The organism is Cohnella sp. GCM10027633 (assembly GCF_042675445.1).
In the GTDB taxonomy this organism is placed as follows: domain Bacteria; phylum Bacillota; class Bacilli; order Paenibacillales; family Paenibacillaceae; genus Cohnella.
In genome coordinates this window covers 317,991-336,081 of the sequence record NZ_JBHTGV010000004.1, presented here as the reverse complement: position 1 = coordinate 336,081, position 18,091 = coordinate 317,991, and the positions used below count along the sequence as shown (strand labels likewise).

Here is an 18,091-nt window from a genome sequence, read left to right as displayed (position 1 = left end):
CAGGCACGATCGTCGCGCATGGATGCGGTTGACGTAACCATAAGGGAGGAAGATGACATGCGCATGAGGAAACAAGCGGGAATCGTGGCGTTGGCGCTCGGGCTGGCGTTGCCCCAGGCGTTCGGCGCCGCGGGCACGGGATACGGAGGGGGAACCGCCTATGCCGCGGACGTTCCGCTCAACTTAAACGGCGACGCCGACTTGGTCGCCCACTGGCCGTTCGAGCAGATCAGCGAATACGGCATGACGGCGAACCTGACCGAAACGACGAGCACGACGGATCCTTCGGGGTCGGGCGCCGTGCCGCAGACGGTCGACGGCAAGTACGGCTCGAAGGCGGCGCTGTTCGACGGCGCGGGCAAGGTGTTCTACGCGAATACGACGAAGATGACGGCGATTAACGATTCGCAAGCGCTTACATTCACGGCGACGGTGAGAGTGGATCAGGGCAGCGACTGGAACGGCATCGTCGGGATGTCCGGCTGGCATGTCCGCGTGAACGACGCGAACGGAGTAACGGCCAGCTTCACGGGCGGCTCCGTTGAGACGGCGGCAGGTACGATTTCCGTGGGAGATTGGCATCATATCGCCGTCACGTTGGACGACGGCACGGCGGAAATCTACGTCGACGGCGTCAAGTCCGCCGAGCAGAGCGGCCTGACCGCGACGATCTCTTCCAACTTCCATCTCGGGAGCTTGGGCGGATGGGCGCCGTTCCGCGGCGCGATCGACGACATGCGGTTCTACAAGCGCGAGCTGAGCGGCGCCGAGATCGCGGCGCTGGCGAGCGACGTTACGCCTCCGCAGCCGCCGGCGAACCTTGAGATCGCGGCGCAGTCGGAGGATTCGGTTACCGTCCGTTGGGACAAGGCCGACGACGACGTCGGATCCGTGAGCTACGCGGTCTACGTCGACGCCGCTGCCGCACCGTCGACGACCGTGACGGGCACGGAAGCGACGATCGGCGGATTCTCGCGCGGCGTCCATACGGCGAAGGTCGTCGCGAAGGACGAAGCCGGCAACGTCTCCGAGCCGGCGACGATCCCGTTCGGCGAGGCGAGCTCGGATACGACGCCGCCGGCGGCGCCGGGTACGCCGACCGCCGGCGCGATCGCCGACCGGAGCGTCGCGCTCGGCTGGACGTCGTCTACGGATAACGAAGGCGTCGCGGCCTATCATATCTACGCGGACGGCGGGGACGAGCCGATCTTGACCGTCGACGCTCCGGCCGCCAGCGTCATCGCCGACTTCGACGCCGCGCTGCAAGGCTTCGGCGTCGTGGACGGCGACGCGAGCAAGGCGACGGTGACGCGCGTCACGGACCGCAAGCAAGCGGGCGCGGGCGCTGCGAAGGTCGCGTTCCTTCCGATGACCGACGATCCGGCGACCGGCGACAAGGACGAGAGGTCGTTCCAAGTCGGATTCAATTCCCCGAGCGGCATTCAAGAGGCCGGCGGCACGCTGACGGCGTGGGTGTACGTGCCGGAGACGACGAACGTTACGCTGTTCGGGTTACATCTGTTCGGCGAAGGTTGGTCTTGGAACGGCAAGTTCGAGGGCACCTATCCGAAGGGGAAATGGTTCCCGCTCAGCGTCGCCTTGAACGGCAATCCTCCGAGTCCGCGCGCATCGCTTCAGATCGCGACCGCCGGCGAGGCCGGAGAAGTATACGTCGACTCGATCGGTTACTTCCCGGGCACCGCTTCGGCGACGTTGACGGGGCTGACGCCGGATACGCCGTATACGTTCACGGTCGTCGCCGAAGACTTCGGCGGCAATCGGTCCGCCGCGAGCGCGGGCGTAGACGTTCGCACGCTGACGCCGGACGAGGAAGCTCCGACCGCGCCGACGGCGCCCGGCGCTTCCGACGTCACGGACACGGGGGCGACGCTGACGTGGACGAAATCGACGGATAACCGCGGCATCGCGGAATATCTCGTGTATGAGGAAGGCGGAGCGGATCCAATCGCTGTCGTGCCGGCGGACGCTTCGGCGGAACCTTCGATGTCGTATTCGCTCGGCGGCCTGGAGCCGATGACGACGTACCGGGTGACGTTGAAGGTGAAGGACGTATCGGGACTGTTGTCGGACGAGAGCGTCGTCGTTGAATTCCGGACGGCCGACTTCGCGTCCAACGAGAACTCTCCGCTCGGAATGAACCTGTCCGGCGTCGCCGACTGGGGCACGCAGCAGCCGTTCAAGGACGTGTTCAAGAGCGCGAGGGGCTGGAACAACGACGCGGCCGATCCGGGACTGGACTTGGACGAGAACGGCTGGGTCAAGTCGCTCGGCGCCGGCCAGACCGCTTACGCGCTGCTGCTCGTCGGCGACTTCTACGAGGAAGCCGATTACGTCGTCCTCTACGATGGGGAAGGCGAGCTGAGCTTCGAGTGGGGCGGGCAGGTCGTGAGCGAGGAGCCGGGGCGCATCGTCATCCATGTAACCCCGGGCGCTGGCGTCAAGCTAAACATCGCGGAGACGAATCCCGCCGACTATATCCGCAACATCCGCGTCATGCTGCCGGAGTACGAGGACAATTACGAGGATGAGCCGTTCACGCCGGAATTCCTGCGCCTGTGGAGCGGATTCAACTCGCTGCGCTTCATGGACTTCCAGCGGACGAACGATTCGGCGAACGTCTCCTGGGCGACCCGGGCGACGCCGGACTATTATCGCCAATCTTCTTCCAAGGGCGTCGCGATCGAATACATGGTGGAGCTGGCGAACACGCTTCACGCGGATCCTTGGTTCAACATGCCGACGAAGGCGGACGACGCGTACGTCCGGGCGTTCGCCGAATACGTCAAGGCGAATCTCGATCCGGAGCTGAAGCCGTACGTCGAATGGTCGAACGAGACGTGGAACAGCAGCTTCGCGGCGCACCAATACGCGGTCACGGAAGGCCAGAAGCTCGGCTATACCGGCAACAACATGGAGATCTCGTACCAGTTCCACGCCCACCGGGCGAAAAAGATTTTCGAAATCTGGGCCGACGTGTTCGCGGACGATCCGGACCGCGTCATGAACGTGCTCGGCGGCTTCCACGTGGGCGGCCGGTACATGACGGACATCCTGCTCGAGCACGAGGACGTCTACGAAGTCGCGGACGCGATTGCCATCGCGCCGTACTTCGGACATGTCTACGGCGGCGAACGCGCCGAACAGACGAAGACGATGACGCTCGACCAGATTTTCGCGGGCTTGCCGGAGGAAGTGGACCTCGCGCTCGAAGAGGCGAAGGAAGTCGTCGACGCGGCCGCGGACAAAGGCGTGGCGACGTTCGCGTACGAAGCCGGGCAGCACATGGTCGGTACGTACCATAACGGCATCGAATATTACCACGACGACGCCTTGACGGCCAAGCTGATCGCGGTCAACCGCGACCCGCGCATGGCCGGGATGTACGAGAGTTACTTGAACGGTTGGAAGAACATCGGCGGCCGGCAGATGATGGTGTTCGCGAGCATGGCGGCGCCGAGCAAGTGGGGAAGCTGGGGCATCGTGGAGGACGCGCTGCAGAATCCGAACGACGCGCCGAAGTACAAGGCGGTCATGAAGTTCGTCCGCGAAACGCCTCAATGGTGGGACGACGACGTGCCTCCGACGCCGGGGACGGGCGGAGAAGATCCGGTCGAGCAGGCGGAGGCTTCAATGGCCGGCGAAGCGGTCTCGATCGACGGGCAGCTGGACGAATCGATGTGGGAGCTGAACGGCACCGCCGATATCGCGATCAGCGGAACGCCGAACAACGACGTCGCGTTCGGCACGCTATGGGACGAGGACTACTTGTACGTCGCGGTCAAGGTGACCGACGGCTCGATCGTCAAGGACAGCGATTACGCGCACTTGGACGACTCGGTGGAAATCTACATCGACGGCAACCATGACAAGGCCAATACGTACGATGTCGCGTTCGACCGGCAATTCGCCATCCGCATGAACGACGCGACGCTGTTCGAGAAGAGCAACCGCTTGACCGGAGCGTCGTTCGCTTACGCGACGACGGACGACGGCTACGCGGTAGAACTAGCGATACCTTGGTCCAACTTCGGCGTGACGGAGCCTGCGGGCGACACTACGGTCATCGGCTTCGACATCGGCGTCAACGACGACGATGAAGGCGGCGACAGAGATTCGCAGCTCATGTGGTCCGGTAACGGCGACAACTGGCAGAGCACGAAGCGGTTCGGCGATCTGGCGCTGTCTTCGGACACGGTCGGCGGCGAGCCGGGTCAACCGATGACCGTCGGCGCGGTGAACTTGGTCGATTGGAACGGCAACGCGGTAACGGGGCTGGCGGCGAACGCGTTCGTCCGGGCATCCGTCACCGTCTCGAACGAAACCGCGACGGGGCGGCAAGCCGCGTTGATCGTGGCTTTGAAGGACGCGAACGGCCGCGTGCTGAACGTCTCCGTCGCCGAGAAGACGGTCGGGGGATCGCTGGACGAGACTTTGTCGGCAGGCTTCTTGTTGCCGTCGTCGACTAGCGGATTGTATATCGAAGCCTTCGTATGGGACGGCATGGACACGATGGTTCCGTTGTCCGACGCCGCGACATTCCCGGCGCGGGACTAGCGGGATAAGGGGGCTCAGCCATGAAACGCATGACAAAACTATCATTATTGCTAATCGTCGCAGGTTTGCTGTTGCTAGGGTCTAACGCTTATGCGGATCCGGTCGGCGGCGCCGCGAATCTGACGCTTCAAGCCGAAGTCGAAGCGAGCACGGGCGTGGCGACGCTGTCCGGCGCGCATGCCGGCGGCGCGGGCAAGCGAGTGTCGCTGCTCGTCGCCGACTCGGCGGGCAAGCTCGTCTGCGTCGACCAGACGACGAGCGGGGCGGAGGGCGCGTACGCGTTCTCCTGCCGCTTGCCGGCGGGCGGCTACGGCGATTACGAGGCGAAGGTAGGGGGCGAGGAATCGTCGGCGGTCTCGCTTGAATTCGAATACGCTTCGCCTTCCGGCGGAGGCGACCCGGGCGGTTCTGACGGGGGTTCCGGCGGCGGATCTTCCGGTAACGTCGGGAATGCGGAGGCACCGGATGCGGATGTCGTGCTGAAGCCGACGCCGTCCGGGCGAACGGCGTCGGCGGTGTTAAGCTTGGATGCCGCGAAGCATGAGCTGCCCGAGGGCGCGAGCGGGCCCAAGAAGCCGCTGCGGATCGAAGTCGCGAAGACGGAAGGCGTCGATAGCGTCAGCCTGAAGCTGCCTGCGGACTTGTTCAAGCCGGAATGGCGGGACCGTCTGTCGGAGGTGCGGATCGAGACGCAATTCGGCGTCGTAAGCATCAAGCCGAACGCGATTCCCGGCTTGAAGGACGCCGCGGGAGAAGTCGTGTTCACGATCGGTCCGGCGAACGCGGGCGCGGGCTTGACGGCTTACGCGTTCACGTTGTCCGTGGACGGCCGGCCGGTCAGCGACTTCAACGGCAACCGCGCCGTACGCGTAACGATTCCGTTCGATAAGGAAGCGGGCGACCGCCCGGAGACGATCGTCGTCTATTACGTCAGCGATGACGGGAGCTTAACGCTCGTGGGCGACGGCCATTACGACGAAGCTGCCGGTGCCGTCACGTTCTACGCGAAGCACTTCAGCGTCTATGCGGCGGCGACGGTCGGCGTCGAGGACTTCGCGGACGTGGCGGCGACGCCGTGGGCGAAGAGCGCGATCGCCGGGCTCGCGGCCAGGAAGGTCGTGAACGGCACAGGCGAAGCGCGGTTCGAGCCGCAGCGCGCGGTGACGAGAGCGGAGTTCGTTCGTATGCTCGCGCTAGCGTTCGAGCTGAAGGCGGAAGGCAAGTCGTCCGGCTTCTCCGACGTACCGGACGGCAGTTGGTACGAGGAAGCGGCGGCGGCCGCAGTCAAGAACGGCATCGCGACGGGGTATCCGGACGGGACGTTCGGCGGCGTGCGGACGATTACCCGTCAGGAGATGGCGGTCATGATCGCGCGGACGTTGCGCGCGTCAGGAATCGAGCCGCCAGCCGACGCGGTTAGCGGCGAACCGAAGGACCTGGCTCGCGTCGCGAAGTTCGCGAAGGACGACGTGCTCGCGCTGTACCGGGCGGGCATCGCCCAGGGCGACGCGGCGCAGCGGTTCAATCCCGGCGCGAACAGCACGCGGGCGGAAGCGGCGGTCATGATCTATCGGTTGTTGATGCTGCCGTAAACCGGCAAAGGCGTTCCCTACGTCATGGGTTCATGACGCGGGGAACGCCTTTTAGCGTCCTCTCGTACCGCTAATGTCGCGTTGGCTCCGAGTATTGGGAGATTAGCGACCTCTCGTGCCGCTATTGTCGCGTAGGCTGCGAGTATGGGGAGAATTGCGTCCTCTCGTGCCGCTATTGTCGCGTTGGCTGCGAGTATTGGGAGAATAGCGGCCTCGCATACCGCTATTGTCGCGTTGGCTGCGAGTATTGGGAGATTAGCGTCCTCTCGTGCCGTTAGAGCGGCGCGGAATGCGAGAGTCCCCCCCCTATCGTCAGATCCGGCACACTTCGTTCGGGCAAGCCGGGCACCCGGGGCAACCGCATATTTTCCGGAGGGTATCGAGACGGCGGACGACGATGCGGCCCGCGTGCATATCGATCGTGCCTTCTTCCTTCATCGCGTTCAGCATCCGGTTCACGCTCTCGCGGGTCGTCCCGATGAAGTCGGCGAGCTCCGAGTTGGTCAGCTTCAGGCTGATCCGGATGCCGTCCGCGCAGGCGACGCCGTACGAATTCGACAGCCGGATGAGCGTCGATGCGAGCGCGCCGGGCTTGCCGAACAGAAGCAGGTCGCGAAGCTTCGATTCGGTTACGCGGTGGTTCAGCGACATCCAATTCATGAAGGGAATCGCCATGTCGCCGTTGCGGGCGAGCAGCGCCTCGAGGTCGGCGCGCGCGATCATCCCGAGCTCGGCATGATCCACGACTTCCGCGTCGTAGCCGTGAACGGCGTCGCCGTGTCCGAACTCGCCGAGCAGGTCGCCCGCCTGCAGCACGGTCAGGATCAAGCTTTTGCCGTCCTCGGTCGTTTTCCGCAGCATGACTTTGCCCGAGCGAATATAGATCAAGCGGTTCGCGGGCTCGCCTTCCCAGAACAAGCAATTGCCGTCCTTCGCGCGCTTTGGCGACATGAGCGCCTCCAGCTTCCCGAACTGCGCTTCGGTCAGGAAGCTCGCGATGCCCTTCGCGTTCGCCGCCTTCCGTTCGAGAATTCCTTCGTATACTTGTGCCGCCAACGCATGGATCGTTGCCATGTTCGCCAACCCCTTCATGAGCTTATGCGTTCATTGTACAGCCGGCGGAGACGTCGCGTTATCGGGGAGCTTCCTGATAATGGAGGGGGGAAACCCCTATTTTATGCTTCAGAAAGTATCAGATTTCGATACTTGTCCTGAATCATCTCCGACATAAACGTTATGCCGCCTTCCCTGAAGGACGGCGGTAGCCGTCTATGCTTGCCTGTGAGCAATCTCACACCCGAGACGCGATTCAGTACATTCCCCGACCGGAAAATCAGGGGATTCCCCGACTTACTTCGCCTCCTTGTTCCGCTACACTGATAGCAGATGCAACGTACGGTCTGGGAAGGTGCGATAACGATGGTGAACGAGGGATGGGAAGCTTCCGCGCGGGAGGCGTTAAGCCGGCTCGCCGGCGCGATCTACTGCGACTTCTGCGCGCTAGGACTGCTCGAGGGAGCGGATCGCGAATTGAAGTGGCGGCTGGCGTTCGGCAACGGGAACGAGCGGTTCCTCTCGATCGCGGAGCGGCTCGGCGGAGGAATGTCGGGCTCGGTCGTCAAGGTCGGCCGGGCGATGTCGATGCAGTTGACGGATCTGCTCGCCGCGCGCCGGATTCACGAATACCCGATTCTGCTCGCGGAAAGCTTGCGCTCCGCCTTCGCGGTGCCGATCGTCGTCGGACGTGACGTCGTCGGCGTGCTGATAGCCGGCGACCGGCGCAGGCGCATCTACCGCACGGAGGAACGAGCCGTCGTCGCGGCCGCGGCGGAGCGGATCGGGGAGTTGCTGGCCGGAAGGCAAGCGGAATCCGCGACGCCGCAAGGCGATATGGTAGAATAGTGGGCATAGGAACGGATTAGGGCGAGGAGGCGCGGGCGAATGGTGCGCATCATGGTAGTGGACGACCACGCGGTCGTCCGGTCGGGACTTCACATGCTGCTGAACGGCAAGCACGGCTTCGAGGTCGTCGGGGAAGCGGCGGACGGGGACGAAGCGATCGCGAAGGCGGCGGAGCTGCGGCCGGACGTCGTGTTGATGGATCTAAGCATGCCGCACGGCAAAGACGGGCTGACGGCGACGGGCGAGCTGAAGAAGCTGCTGCCGGATACGGCGGTGCTCGTCTTGACGATGCACGACGACGAAGGCTATCTGTTCCGGGCGATCCACGCGGGCGCTTCGGGTTATATTCTCAAGAGCGCGCCGCACGAGGAGCTGCTGACGGCGATTCGCCATATCGCGGCGGGGGATGCTTACTTGTACCCGACCGCGACGAAGCGGCTGATGGGCGATTACATGGACCGGATGAAGCGCGGCGAGCATGCCGGCACGTACGAGTCGTTGTCGGAGCGGGAGAAGGAGATACTGGCGAAGGTCGCGCAAGGTTACGCCAACAAGGAGATCGCCGAGCAGCTCGTCATCAGCGTCAAGACGGTGGAAACGCACAAGAGCAATCTCATGGAGAAGCTCGACCTGAAGACGAGGCCCGATCTCGTCAAATTCGCGATGAAGAAGGGGTTGCTTAACTTTGAGTGAGACGACCGGACGCGAGCGGTATCCGTCGGACAACATCGCCGAGTACGTCGATACGCTGGTCGCCCAATTGGAGTCGCAAATTCCCGATCCGGCGTTCCGGGAGCTGCTGCAGCGCTCGCTCAAGCAGCTGTCCGACGTCAAGTTCGCGCTGGACGAAGCTTCGATCGTCGCGGTTACCGACCGCAAGGGAACGATCCAGTACGTGAACGACAAGTTTTGCGAGATATCGGGTTACACCCGGGAAGAGCTCATCGGATACGATCACCGGATCGTCAACTCGGCGCAGCACGGCAAGGCGTTCATGCGAGAGCTGTGGGCGACGATCTCTTCGGGCCGCGTCTGGAGAGGCGAGATCCGCAACCGGGCGAAGCACGGCGGCTACTATTGGGTCGATACGACGATCGTCCCGTTCGTGGACGAGGAGGGAAGGCCGTATCAATATTTGGCCATCCGCCACGAGGTTACCCGCCTGAAGGAGACGGAAGCGCAACTGCAGTCGATGATGACGCAGATGATGCACATTCAGGAGGAAGAGCGGCGGCGATTCTCCCGGGATTTGCACGACGGCATCGGCCAGAGCTTGTTCTCTCTGAAAATATCGATCGACCGCATGCTGTCCGACGGCAAGGACGCGGGCCTGGAGCAACTGGGCAAAGAGGTCGCGCAGTTGATGTCCGAGGTGCGCGGACTCGCGTGGGAGCTTCGGCCGTCCGTGCTCGACGATCTCGGCGTCGTACCGGCGCTTCGCACGTATATCGAGAACTTCGAGCGGCATTACGGCATACGGGTGCGCTTCGATTGCGATCTTCGCAAACGGCCGCCGCTGCTCGTCGAGACGACGATCTACCGCGTCGTCCAAGAGGCGCTGACGAACGCGGGCAAGTACGCGGAAGCGTCGGAAGCGTCGGTGACGCTGGCCGATCGCGGCGCGTACCTCGAGGTTGCCGTGTCGGATGCCGGCCGAGGCTTCTCGCGCGAGCGGGCGGGTCGGGGCGTCGGCTTGTTCAGCATGGAAGAACGCGCGCGCGCCGTCTCGGGCGAGCTGCGGATCGATTCGACGCCGGGACAAGGGACGAAGGTCTCGTTGAAGGTGCCGAAGGACGCGCAGCCGTAATCGCTGCCGGTTAGAGAGGGCGTTGCCGGGCGGAACCGGCAGCGCTCTATTTTTTTATGGGCTGTCGCGCGCGGATTCGTAAGGGGGCCGGAGAACGGGCATTTGTGGTATAGTGATTAAAAGACTTGTCACGGACAGCGTCTCGAAGTCAACGGAGGGTACTCGGATGATTGAAATCGCTGAAACAGGCGCAGGAGCCGGAACGAGAGCAAGCGACGAGAAAGGCATATCGATCGGAGTGATCGGCCCGAAGGAGCTGGTCAAGCGGATTCTGAAGGTGATGCAGTCGTTCCCTTCGTTCCGGCCGATCGCGAGGGGATATACGGACGAGGCGGAGGCGCCGTCGCTCGCCGCCGAAATCGCGGGCGAAGCCGAAGTGCTGCTCGTATCGGGACCGGTGCCGTACCGGAAAATCCGCGAGGAGACGGAGCTCAAGATCGCGCTCCAACACATACCGCTGACGGACACGAGCTTCTATCGCGCGCTGTCGCGCTTGCGGAACGCGGTCGGTCCGGAGCGGAAGCTGCGGGTGTCCATCGATACGGTGGGCAAGAAGACGGCGGACAAGCTGCTGAAGGACATTAACGAGACGCGCATCGAGGCCGTCCATTACGAAGGGCTCGCGTACCCATCGCGGGACGCGTTGATTGCGTACCATCGCCGCCAGTTCGAGACGGGGGCGTGCGAAGCCGCGCTGACGGCCGAAGGCTCCGTCGCGCAAGCGCTGGCCGAGCAGGGAATACCGTGCGAATGGATTATCCCGACGGATCAGAACATCGTCGTGGCGTTGGAGAGGGCGCTGCTCTCGACCGAGACGAGGCAGAGCAAGGAAGCGCAGATCGTCGTCGGACTGCTGAACGTCGACCACTTCGAGAAGCATATCCGGCACCACGCGTCCGAGCACGAGACCCAGAAGTTCAAGCTGGACATTCACCGGGTGCTGCTCGATTACGTCGAATCGCTCGACGGATATTTGACGCACCTCGGAGGCGACGAATATTTGTTCTTTACGACTCGCGGTATTTTCGAGCGGGAGACCGGCGGCTACAAGTCGATTCCGCTGGGCAAGCACGCGCACCAGAAGTTCGGTCTGTCGCTAAGCATCGGCATCGGCTTCGGCCGGTCGGCCAACGAAGCGGGGACGCACGCCAGAATCGCGTTGCGCCGTTCGAAGGACGCTGGCGGGGACTCGTGCTTCATCGTGCGCGAGGACCGGATGCTGATCGGCCCGCTCGCGATGTCGGATCCGCTGGAGCTCGTCTTGTCGCTGACGGACGAATCGCTGCTGCGTCGGGCGGAAGCGGCAGGCATGACCGCGGAGTATGTCAGCAAGCTGATGGCTCACACGGCAAGAACCGGCAAGATCGACTTCATGGTGCACGAGCTGGCCGCCTTGCTCGACATCACGGTTCGCAGCACGCACCGTTTGCTGCTGCAATGGATCGACAACAGCCTCGTTACGGTCGCGGGCGTGGAGAAGGTGCCTAAGGGACGGCCTCGCCAAATTTTCCGGTTGTCGTTCCTGGAGGAGAAGGCGGGGAGATAGTTGGCGCGGAAATGCAGGTGCCGGTCATCGCGGGGATGTCACTGCTCGTGAAGCGGTCGATCGAGCCTGCAATATTCTAGTCCTAGGACGATGGGAGGCAAAGGGGCAATCATAATGGAGTTTCTACCGAAAATAAACTTAACGAAAGCCGAACGGCTGCTGCGACTGCCTGCTGACGCGTTGGCGGAGCTTCGCGAAGCATGCGAGATCGCGCATCGGAACGAGAGCTTGCGAGCGTTGCTCCGGCAATGCGTGATCTGCGGCGTGCGGCAGGAAGACGTCGCCGCTTTCGAGGCGGAGACCGAAGGCTGGCCTCGCTTCGCGACGGAACACGCCGCGAAGCTTCGATCCGAGATGGGGGAGAGGGCGGGCATGTTCCCCGTCCTGATGCTGCTCGGCACGCTCGATTGGACGCGAGACTTCTATCGCGCGCGAGGCATCGCCGAGTCAGTCCTGGTTGAGACGATGGGCGATTTGACGATCTGGATGAAGCACTATCGGGCGGCTCATGGCGCGTGGGGGTTGGACAACGTCGAATGGTTGCTGAATCATTTCGGTTGCAGGCTATTCCGAATTGGGCGATTGCAATTCATACATAAGCCGTTCTACTCGGCCGTCGCGGCGCTTCGAGAATCGGATAGCGCGGCGGTCGCGTTGCTCTCGGAGCCTGGCATACGATACTCGGGAGAAGGTCACGTCGAAGGCTCGAACGGCCGGCTCGACCCGGAGCAAGGCTGGACTGCGTCCTTCCGCGAGACAGAAGAAGCGTTCGAAGGCAATCCGATCGACATGTCCGGCCTCGCTTCCCGAACGGTCATCCGTCTATCGAAGGCGGTCTGGGGCGGCGCGATACGCCGCGGCGATCCCGTGCTTGACGTGCATATTCCGGAAGGAGAGCCGCTGCGGCCGGAAGCGTGCGAGGACGCCTTCGAACGCGCTTTGGCGTTCTTCCGCGACAGGTTCCCGGAGAAGCAAGTTCGCGGATTCGTCTGCGTATCGTGGCTGCTAGATCCGCAGCTCTCGGATATTCTGCCCGCGAACTCGAATATATCGGTGTTCCAGCGCCTGTTCCGCTTGTTCCCGGTCATGTCGGACGATCGGGAGACGCTCTCCCGGACGTTCGGAACGGATTCGATCGATACCGCGACGGCAGACCGGAGCACGGGGCTGCGCCGGGCGATCGTCGGGCATATGGAGACGGGGGGACGTATGCGCGGCGGCGGCGGGATCAGGCTTGCGGATCGAGAGTAGCGGAGGGAAGGGTAATCTCCCGGCGAACGATCGAACGATCGGCGCTTCTCAACGAATATAGGCACGATCAGAGAAGGGCGCTAAGATCGCCGGGAGGCGCTACGTCAGTCGACCTGTAGCGATGCCGTCGGCGAAAACCCGGGCGAACGTCCCTATTCGCCGGAGCTCCTGGCCGCGTCGTTCTGGAGTTGTTGCGCGCGACCGTTTAAGATGGAACTATATTGTTCGAACGGCATCTAAGCGAACGTTCGATAGACGCAGGAGGGACAAGCGATGGGGGATTGGCAAGGCGCGACGTGCGCATGGCACGGAGACAGCATCTCCAGGCAAGACGGATGCGCTTACGATGAGGGGGCGCAAGCGGCGCGCGGATATCAGACGTACGCCAAGGAGCAGCTCGGCTTCGGGAGGATTGACACGCATGCGATCGGCGGCAGGCCGATGGCGAACGGAACGGACAGGGGCGAAGGCATTTGCTCGATAATCCGCGACACAGATAACGATGCGGATCTTGTCGTCATCGCGGGAGGGACGAACGATTTTCGGCTGAACGTCCCGATTGGTGAGCTGGGGGCGACCGGAGATATCTCGTTCGACGATTGCACGTTTTATGGCGCGCTGAGAAGCGCGATCGAGCATATGCTGACCGTGGAGCCGACGCGGCGGATCGCGCTGTTTACGCCGCTGCAACGGGGCAACGCGCCGTACGACGTGAATTACGTCAACGCTGCCGGGCATCGGTTGGTCGATTATGCCGACGCAATCGCCCGCGTCGGCGCCATGTATGCCATTCCGGTATACGACGCCTATCGAACGTCCGGTATTACGCAATTGAATCTACGCGTATACACGCTCGATGGCTTGCATCCGAACGATGCCGGTTACGAACGGATCGCGCGGACGATGATCCCGTTCCTGCGAAACTTGGGCGGCGTATCGTCGCCGAGATAGGCGATCCAAAGAAGGGGCGATTCCGTAAGTCATTATAAGATGACCCGTGGGATCTTCCCGCTTGTTTATAGAGCAACGACTCGTTATTTCTTCCAATGCTCGACCCGTCGAACATCGGGATCTTTGATCCAAACAAACTTGCGGCTTAAGGTAATCGTAATCGTATCGGCGATTGTGCCCTTTTGGTGAACATGTGACGTTCTTCACATTCTTTTGCTTCGGTTGGCCTCATACTGAGTTTGTAAAGATCAGACAACCGAAATCCCGAAGGGAGATGGCCATTATGGTCATGAGATGGTGGAGAGAGAACGTATGGGCGGCTATTGCGGTTACGTTATTGAGAATATACGTGGGGTGGCAGTGGATCGACGCGGGCTGGCATAAGCTGGCGGACGGCTTCGACGCAGGCGGGTTCCTGAACAACGCGGTCGGCAAGCCGGTCATCGACCGCGCGACGAACGAGGCGATCTACCCGACGTACACGAACTTCCTCGAGCACTTCGCGCTGCCGAACGTGAAGCTGATCAACTTCCTGATCCCGCTCGGCGAGTTCCTGATCGGCGTCGGACTCATCGTCGGGGGACTGACCGTCGCGGCCGCGTTCTTCGGCCTGATGCTCAACTTCCTGTTCCTGTTCGCCGGCACCGTAAGCACGAACCCTTGGCTGCTGCTGCTCGGCACGATCGTCCTCGTCGCCGGCGCGAACGCCGGACGCTACGGTCTCGACTTCTACTTGATGCCGCTGCTTCGCAAAGGCTGGGCGATCGTATGGCGCAAGCCGGGCGACCCGGGCGCGAAGACGAAGCTGACGGCGCAATAATCGGATAACGAAGAAGCGGGCATCCCGGAGAGATCTAGGATAGCCCGCTTTTCATTTTGACCGTCTTGGCGTATTCGGAGGGCGACATGCCCGCGTTCTTCTTGAAGTCCCGGGAAAAATAATGAATGCTCGCGTATCCCAGCCTGGCCGAAATCTCGGTCAGGTTGTATTTGTGCTCGCGGATAAGCGTCTTCGCCTCTTCGAGCCTGAGCGAGCGGTAGTATTCCATGATGCCGCAGCGGAACCGGTCGTGGAAAATTTGCTTGAGCCGGCTTTTGCCGACGTGGAATTGCGCCCCGAGCTTCTCGAGCGAGAGCGGCTCCGACAGATGCTCCCGGAGATAGGCGACGATGCGGTCGCACAGCTCCTGCTCGAAGTTCGCCTTGAAGCCGGTCGACAGCTTGGCCGAAGGCTTGTCCGGCTCGGCGGCTGACGCGTACCGGACGAGCGAGATGAGCAGAATCTCGAGATAGGACCGCATCAGCTGCTCGCTCCCGAACGGGGCGTCCGGACTGCGGACGAGCCGGTGCTCGGACGGATCGTCGAACGGAGGCGAGAACGCGCGGAACCCTTCCTGCACGGCGTGCGACAGCCATTGACGGTCCGCGTCGCTCAGCGTCAGCACGAGTTCCTTCAGCGCGTCCATGCCTGGAGAATCGCATTCGAACGAGAGAACGATCAGATGCGGAGGCTTGTGATGGGGCTTGACCTGCACCGTATGGAATTCGTCCGGCTTATGGAAGATCATATGGCCTTGCTTCAGCTCGTACGTCCGGTCGTCCGCGCGCACTTCCACGCTTCCCCGGTCCACGTAGAGCAGCTCCCAGAAGTCGTGCCGTTCCCCTTCGAACACGAAGCCGTTGGCGTATTCGAAATAGTGGAACGAGATCAGCTTGTCGACCTTAAGCGAGTCCTCGAACGCCGTCCTGACGAATTGCATGCCGCCGCCTCCTTGTCATCTAAGATTGTAGCAATTGAGAAGCGGTTTCGCCAAGCGTGCAAATCTATCGGCTGAATTGCTAAAGATGGTTCGGACGAACGTCGTCTATAATCAACACTATCATAGCGATAGGAGTTGAGCGAGGAATGAAGAAGGGTATCAATATTTGGTCGTTCCCGGGCGGCATGAAGCTGGCGGACGCGATCGCGCTCGCGAAGGACGCGGGCTTCGAAGGCATCGAACCTGCGCTCGGACTCGAAGGCGAGCTGGGGCTCGACTGCACGGAGCGCGACCTGCTCGAGATCCGCAAGACGGCGGAGGAAGCGGGCATCGAACTGACGAGCCTCGCGAGCGGCCTCTATTGGGATTATTCGCTGACGAGCTCGGACGCTTCCGTTCGCGCCAAAGCGCGCGACATCGTCAAGAAGCAGCTTGAATCGGCGTCCGTGCTCGGCGTGGACACGATTCTCGTCGTTCCCGGCGCGGTCGGCGTCGACTTCATTCCCGGCTCCGAGGTCGTGCCTTACGATCGCGCGTACGATTATGCCCTCGAGGCGTTGTCGCAGTTGAAGTCGGAAGCTGAGGCGCAGCGCGTCAACATCGGCATCGAGAACGTCTGGAACAAGTTCCTGCTGTCCCCGCTCGAGATGCGCGGCTTCATCGACGCGATCGGATCCGACTACGTCGGCGCGTACTTCGACGTCGGCAACGTCATCTATTCCGGATATCCCGAACATTGGATTCCGATCCTCGGCAACCGCATCAAGAAGGTTCACTTCAAGGATTACCGCAGAGACGCGGGCGGCTTGCACGGCTTCGTCGACCTGCTGGCGGGAGACGTCGATTACGCCGCGGTCGTCGCCGCCCTGAACGGCATCGGATACGACGGTTACGTCGTCGCCGAGATGATTCCGGGCTATAAGCAGCAACCGAAGCAGATCGTATACAACACGTCGGGCGCGATGGACGCCATCTTGGGGAGGAAAGCTTAATGCTGCGCATCGGATTGATCGGACTCGGGTTCATGGGCAACACGCACTTGGAAAATTACTTGCGGCTCGAGCAAGAAGGTCAAGAGATTCAAGTCGTCGCGCTGTGCGACATGGATCCGGCGAAGCTGCAAGGCCCCGCGTCGGCCGGCAACATCGAGACGGTCGCGGGCGCGATCGACTTCGGCCGCTTCAATAAGTATACGAGCGTGGCGGACATGCTCGCGGGCGAGCAACTGGACGCGGTCGACATTACGTTGCCGACGTTCCTGCACGAACAGATCGCCGTGCAATGCCTGAACCACGGCTTGCACGTGCTGTGCGAGAAGCCGATGGCGCTGACGGCGGAATCATGCGACAACATGATCGCGGCCGCCGAGGCGAACGGCAAGCAGCTCATGATCGGCCAATGCCTCCGGTTCTGGCCGGCTTACGTTCTCCTGAAGGAAGCGATCGACAACGGCGACTTCGGCGCGGTGACGAACGCGTACTTCTTCCGCGGCGGCGCGACGCCGACGTGGGGTCCTTGGCTACTGCAGAAGGACAAGAGCGGCGGCGCGCTCATGGACATGCACGTCCACGACGCGGACATGGTGTACTGGCTGTTCGGCATGCCGCAGGCGGTATCCGCGATCGGCCGCAACGTCGTGGCCGGCAGCGGCTACGATCTCGTGTCCGCGCACTACCGCTTCGCGGACGGACAAGTCGTGAACGCGCAGTGCGACTGGACGCTGCAAGGAGACTTCGGCTTCGACATGACTTACCGCGTTAACTTCGAGAAGGGCAACATCGTATTCAAGGACGGCGCCGTGAAGGTGAATCCGAACGAGGGAGCGGGTTACGTTGCCGAACTGTCGGCGGACATGGGATACTACTTCCAGCTGAAGCACTTCGTCGAGCAACTCGCTGCGGGCAAGCCGATCGTCACGGCGGCGGGCCGCGATACGCGCGGCACGATCGCGATCGTCGGCGCGGAGCTGCGCTCGGCGGACGAAGGCGGCGCTTGGGTGGAGCTCGCTTAAGATGGCGTACGCTTATCGCTGCGTCTACGCGGAAGATGCGGAACGCTTGCCTTGGGCGCGGATCGAGCCGATCGGGCTGGCGGATACGGTGACCGGAGCAGCGCCGCGCTTGGCGACGAAGGTCAAAGCGTGCTGGACCGATCGGGCGCTGCATATTCGCTTCGATTGCGAGGACGATCATGTCGTATCGACGATGGGGCGCCGCGACGACCCTCTCTACGAAGAGGACGTCGTGGAGGTGTTCCTCGACGAGACGGGCGAAGGCAGGACGTATCTCGAGTTCGAGGTCAGTCCGGCCAACGTGCTGTTCGATGCCGAGGTGACGTATTACGCGGAAGGCAGCATTCGCGCGGACACGGACTGGGACGCGGTCGGAATCGAGACGTCCGCGGGAGCGTCGGGCGCGGGCGCGCGCTTCGCGGAGCTGCGCATTCCGTTCGAGAACTTCCGTCGCGCGCCTTCCGGCGGCACGGCTTGGAGATGGAACGCGTACCGGATCGACGAGGATCGGAGCGGAGTTAGGCAATACTCCGCTTGGTCGCCGACGGGGAAAGTCAATTTCCATATGCCGGGCAAGTTCGGCGAGCTGCTGTTCGTCATAGAGTAGCATGCATGCAGGCGTTTCCGCAGGGGCTGTTCGTTCGGTCGGATTACCGATCGGGGGACAGCCCCGTTCGGCGTTGGCGCCGTTCGCGG

14 protein-coding genes are annotated in these 18,091 nt (G+C 62.5%); 12 read left to right on the top strand and 2 right to left on the bottom strand.

The window, feature by feature from the left end; all coding sequences use genetic code 11:
- The first annotated feature begins 57 nt into the window (after positions 1–57).
- Together ACFQZG_RS12920 and ACFQZG_RS12915 are read left to right on the top strand one after the other, a co-directional pair.
- Entirely contained in the window at positions 58–4,575 is a 4,518-nt protein-coding gene (locus tag ACFQZG_RS12920; protein WP_378153068.1) for a sugar-binding protein, read from the top strand.
- A 20-nt stretch (positions 4,576–4,595) separates the two neighbouring features.
- Positions 4,596–6,167, top strand: a complete 1,572-nt coding sequence (locus ACFQZG_RS12915; RefSeq protein ID WP_378153066.1) for an S-layer homology domain-containing protein — start codon at positions 4,596–4,598, stop codon at positions 6,165–6,167.
- Positions 6,168–6,479: 312 nt separating this feature from the next.
- On the opposite strand, the gene ACFQZG_RS12910 is transcribed toward ACFQZG_RS12915, so the two are convergent.
- On the bottom strand, positions 6,480–7,241 hold the full coding sequence (locus tag ACFQZG_RS12910) for a Crp/Fnr family transcriptional regulator (RefSeq protein WP_378153064.1): 762 nt from the start codon (positions 7,239–7,241) through the stop codon (positions 6,480–6,482).
- 345 nt (positions 7,242–7,586) lie between these two features.
- Between ACFQZG_RS12910 and ACFQZG_RS12905 the strand changes: the two genes are divergently transcribed.
- From ACFQZG_RS12905 to ACFQZG_RS12875, 7 genes are all read left to right on the top strand, one after another.
- On the top strand, positions 7,587–8,069 hold the full coding sequence (locus tag ACFQZG_RS12905; protein WP_378153062.1) for a GAF domain-containing protein: 483 nt from the start codon (positions 7,587–7,589) through the stop codon (positions 8,067–8,069).
- Positions 8,070–8,108: 39 nt separating this feature from the next.
- Positions 8,109–8,762 (top strand): response regulator transcription factor, encoded by a 654-nt coding sequence (locus ACFQZG_RS12900; protein ID WP_378153060.1) that lies wholly within the window; start codon positions 8,109–8,111, stop codon positions 8,760–8,762.
- Positions 8,755–9,876: a PAS domain-containing sensor histidine kinase gene (locus tag ACFQZG_RS12895; protein WP_378153058.1), complete on the top strand. Its 1,122-nt coding sequence runs from the start codon at positions 8,755–8,757 to the stop codon at positions 9,874–9,876. Before ACFQZG_RS12900 ends, ACFQZG_RS12895 begins: the two co-directional genes overlap by 8 nt.
- 166 nt (positions 9,877–10,042) lie before the next feature.
- On the top strand, positions 10,043–11,422 hold the full coding sequence (locus ACFQZG_RS12890) for a hypothetical protein (protein ID WP_378153056.1): 1,380 nt from the start codon (positions 10,043–10,045) through the stop codon (positions 11,420–11,422).
- A 114-nt stretch (positions 11,423–11,536) separates the two neighbouring features.
- Positions 11,537–12,673 carry an acyltransferase domain-containing protein gene (locus ACFQZG_RS12885; protein WP_378153054.1) on the top strand — a complete coding sequence of 379 codons (1,137 nt, stop codon included), beginning with the start codon at positions 11,537–11,539 and terminating at the stop codon, positions 12,671–12,673.
- A gap of 273 nt (positions 12,674–12,946) precedes the next feature.
- Positions 12,947–13,624, top strand: coding sequence for an SGNH/GDSL hydrolase family protein (locus tag ACFQZG_RS12880; RefSeq protein WP_378153052.1), 678 nt, complete (start codon positions 12,947–12,949; stop codon positions 13,622–13,624).
- Positions 13,625–13,907: 283 nt separating this feature from the next.
- Positions 13,908–14,444, top strand: coding sequence for a DoxX family protein (locus tag ACFQZG_RS12875; protein ID WP_378153050.1), 537 nt, complete (start codon positions 13,908–13,910; stop codon positions 14,442–14,444).
- Positions 14,445–14,478: 34 nt separating this feature from the next.
- Here the strand turns inward: ACFQZG_RS12875 and ACFQZG_RS12870 are convergent, their stop codons facing one another.
- Positions 14,479–15,384, bottom strand: coding sequence for an AraC family transcriptional regulator (locus tag ACFQZG_RS12870; protein WP_378153048.1), 906 nt, complete (start codon positions 15,382–15,384; stop codon positions 14,479–14,481).
- A gap of 146 nt (positions 15,385–15,530) precedes the next feature.
- Here ACFQZG_RS12870 and ACFQZG_RS12865 point away from each other — a divergent pair, with 146 nt between their 5' ends.
- Genes ACFQZG_RS12865 through ACFQZG_RS12855 form a run of 3 tightly spaced genes read left to right on the top strand, consistent with a single transcriptional unit; the run spans position 15,531 to position 18,002 of the window.
- Positions 15,531–16,376, top strand: coding sequence for a sugar phosphate isomerase/epimerase family protein (locus tag ACFQZG_RS12865; RefSeq protein WP_378153046.1), 846 nt, complete (start codon positions 15,531–15,533; stop codon positions 16,374–16,376).
- Positions 16,376–17,395 carry a Gfo/Idh/MocA family protein gene (locus ACFQZG_RS12860; protein WP_378153045.1) on the top strand — a complete coding sequence of 340 codons (1,020 nt, stop codon included), beginning with the start codon at positions 16,376–16,378 and terminating at the stop codon, positions 17,393–17,395. Before ACFQZG_RS12865 ends, ACFQZG_RS12860 begins: the two co-directional genes overlap by 1 nt.
- Position 17,396: 1 nt before the next feature.
- Positions 17,397–18,002 (top strand): carbohydrate-binding family 9-like protein, encoded by a 606-nt coding sequence (locus tag ACFQZG_RS12855; protein WP_378153043.1) that lies wholly within the window; start codon positions 17,397–17,399, stop codon positions 18,000–18,002.
- The last annotated feature ends 89 nt before the right edge of the window (positions 18,003–18,091 follow it).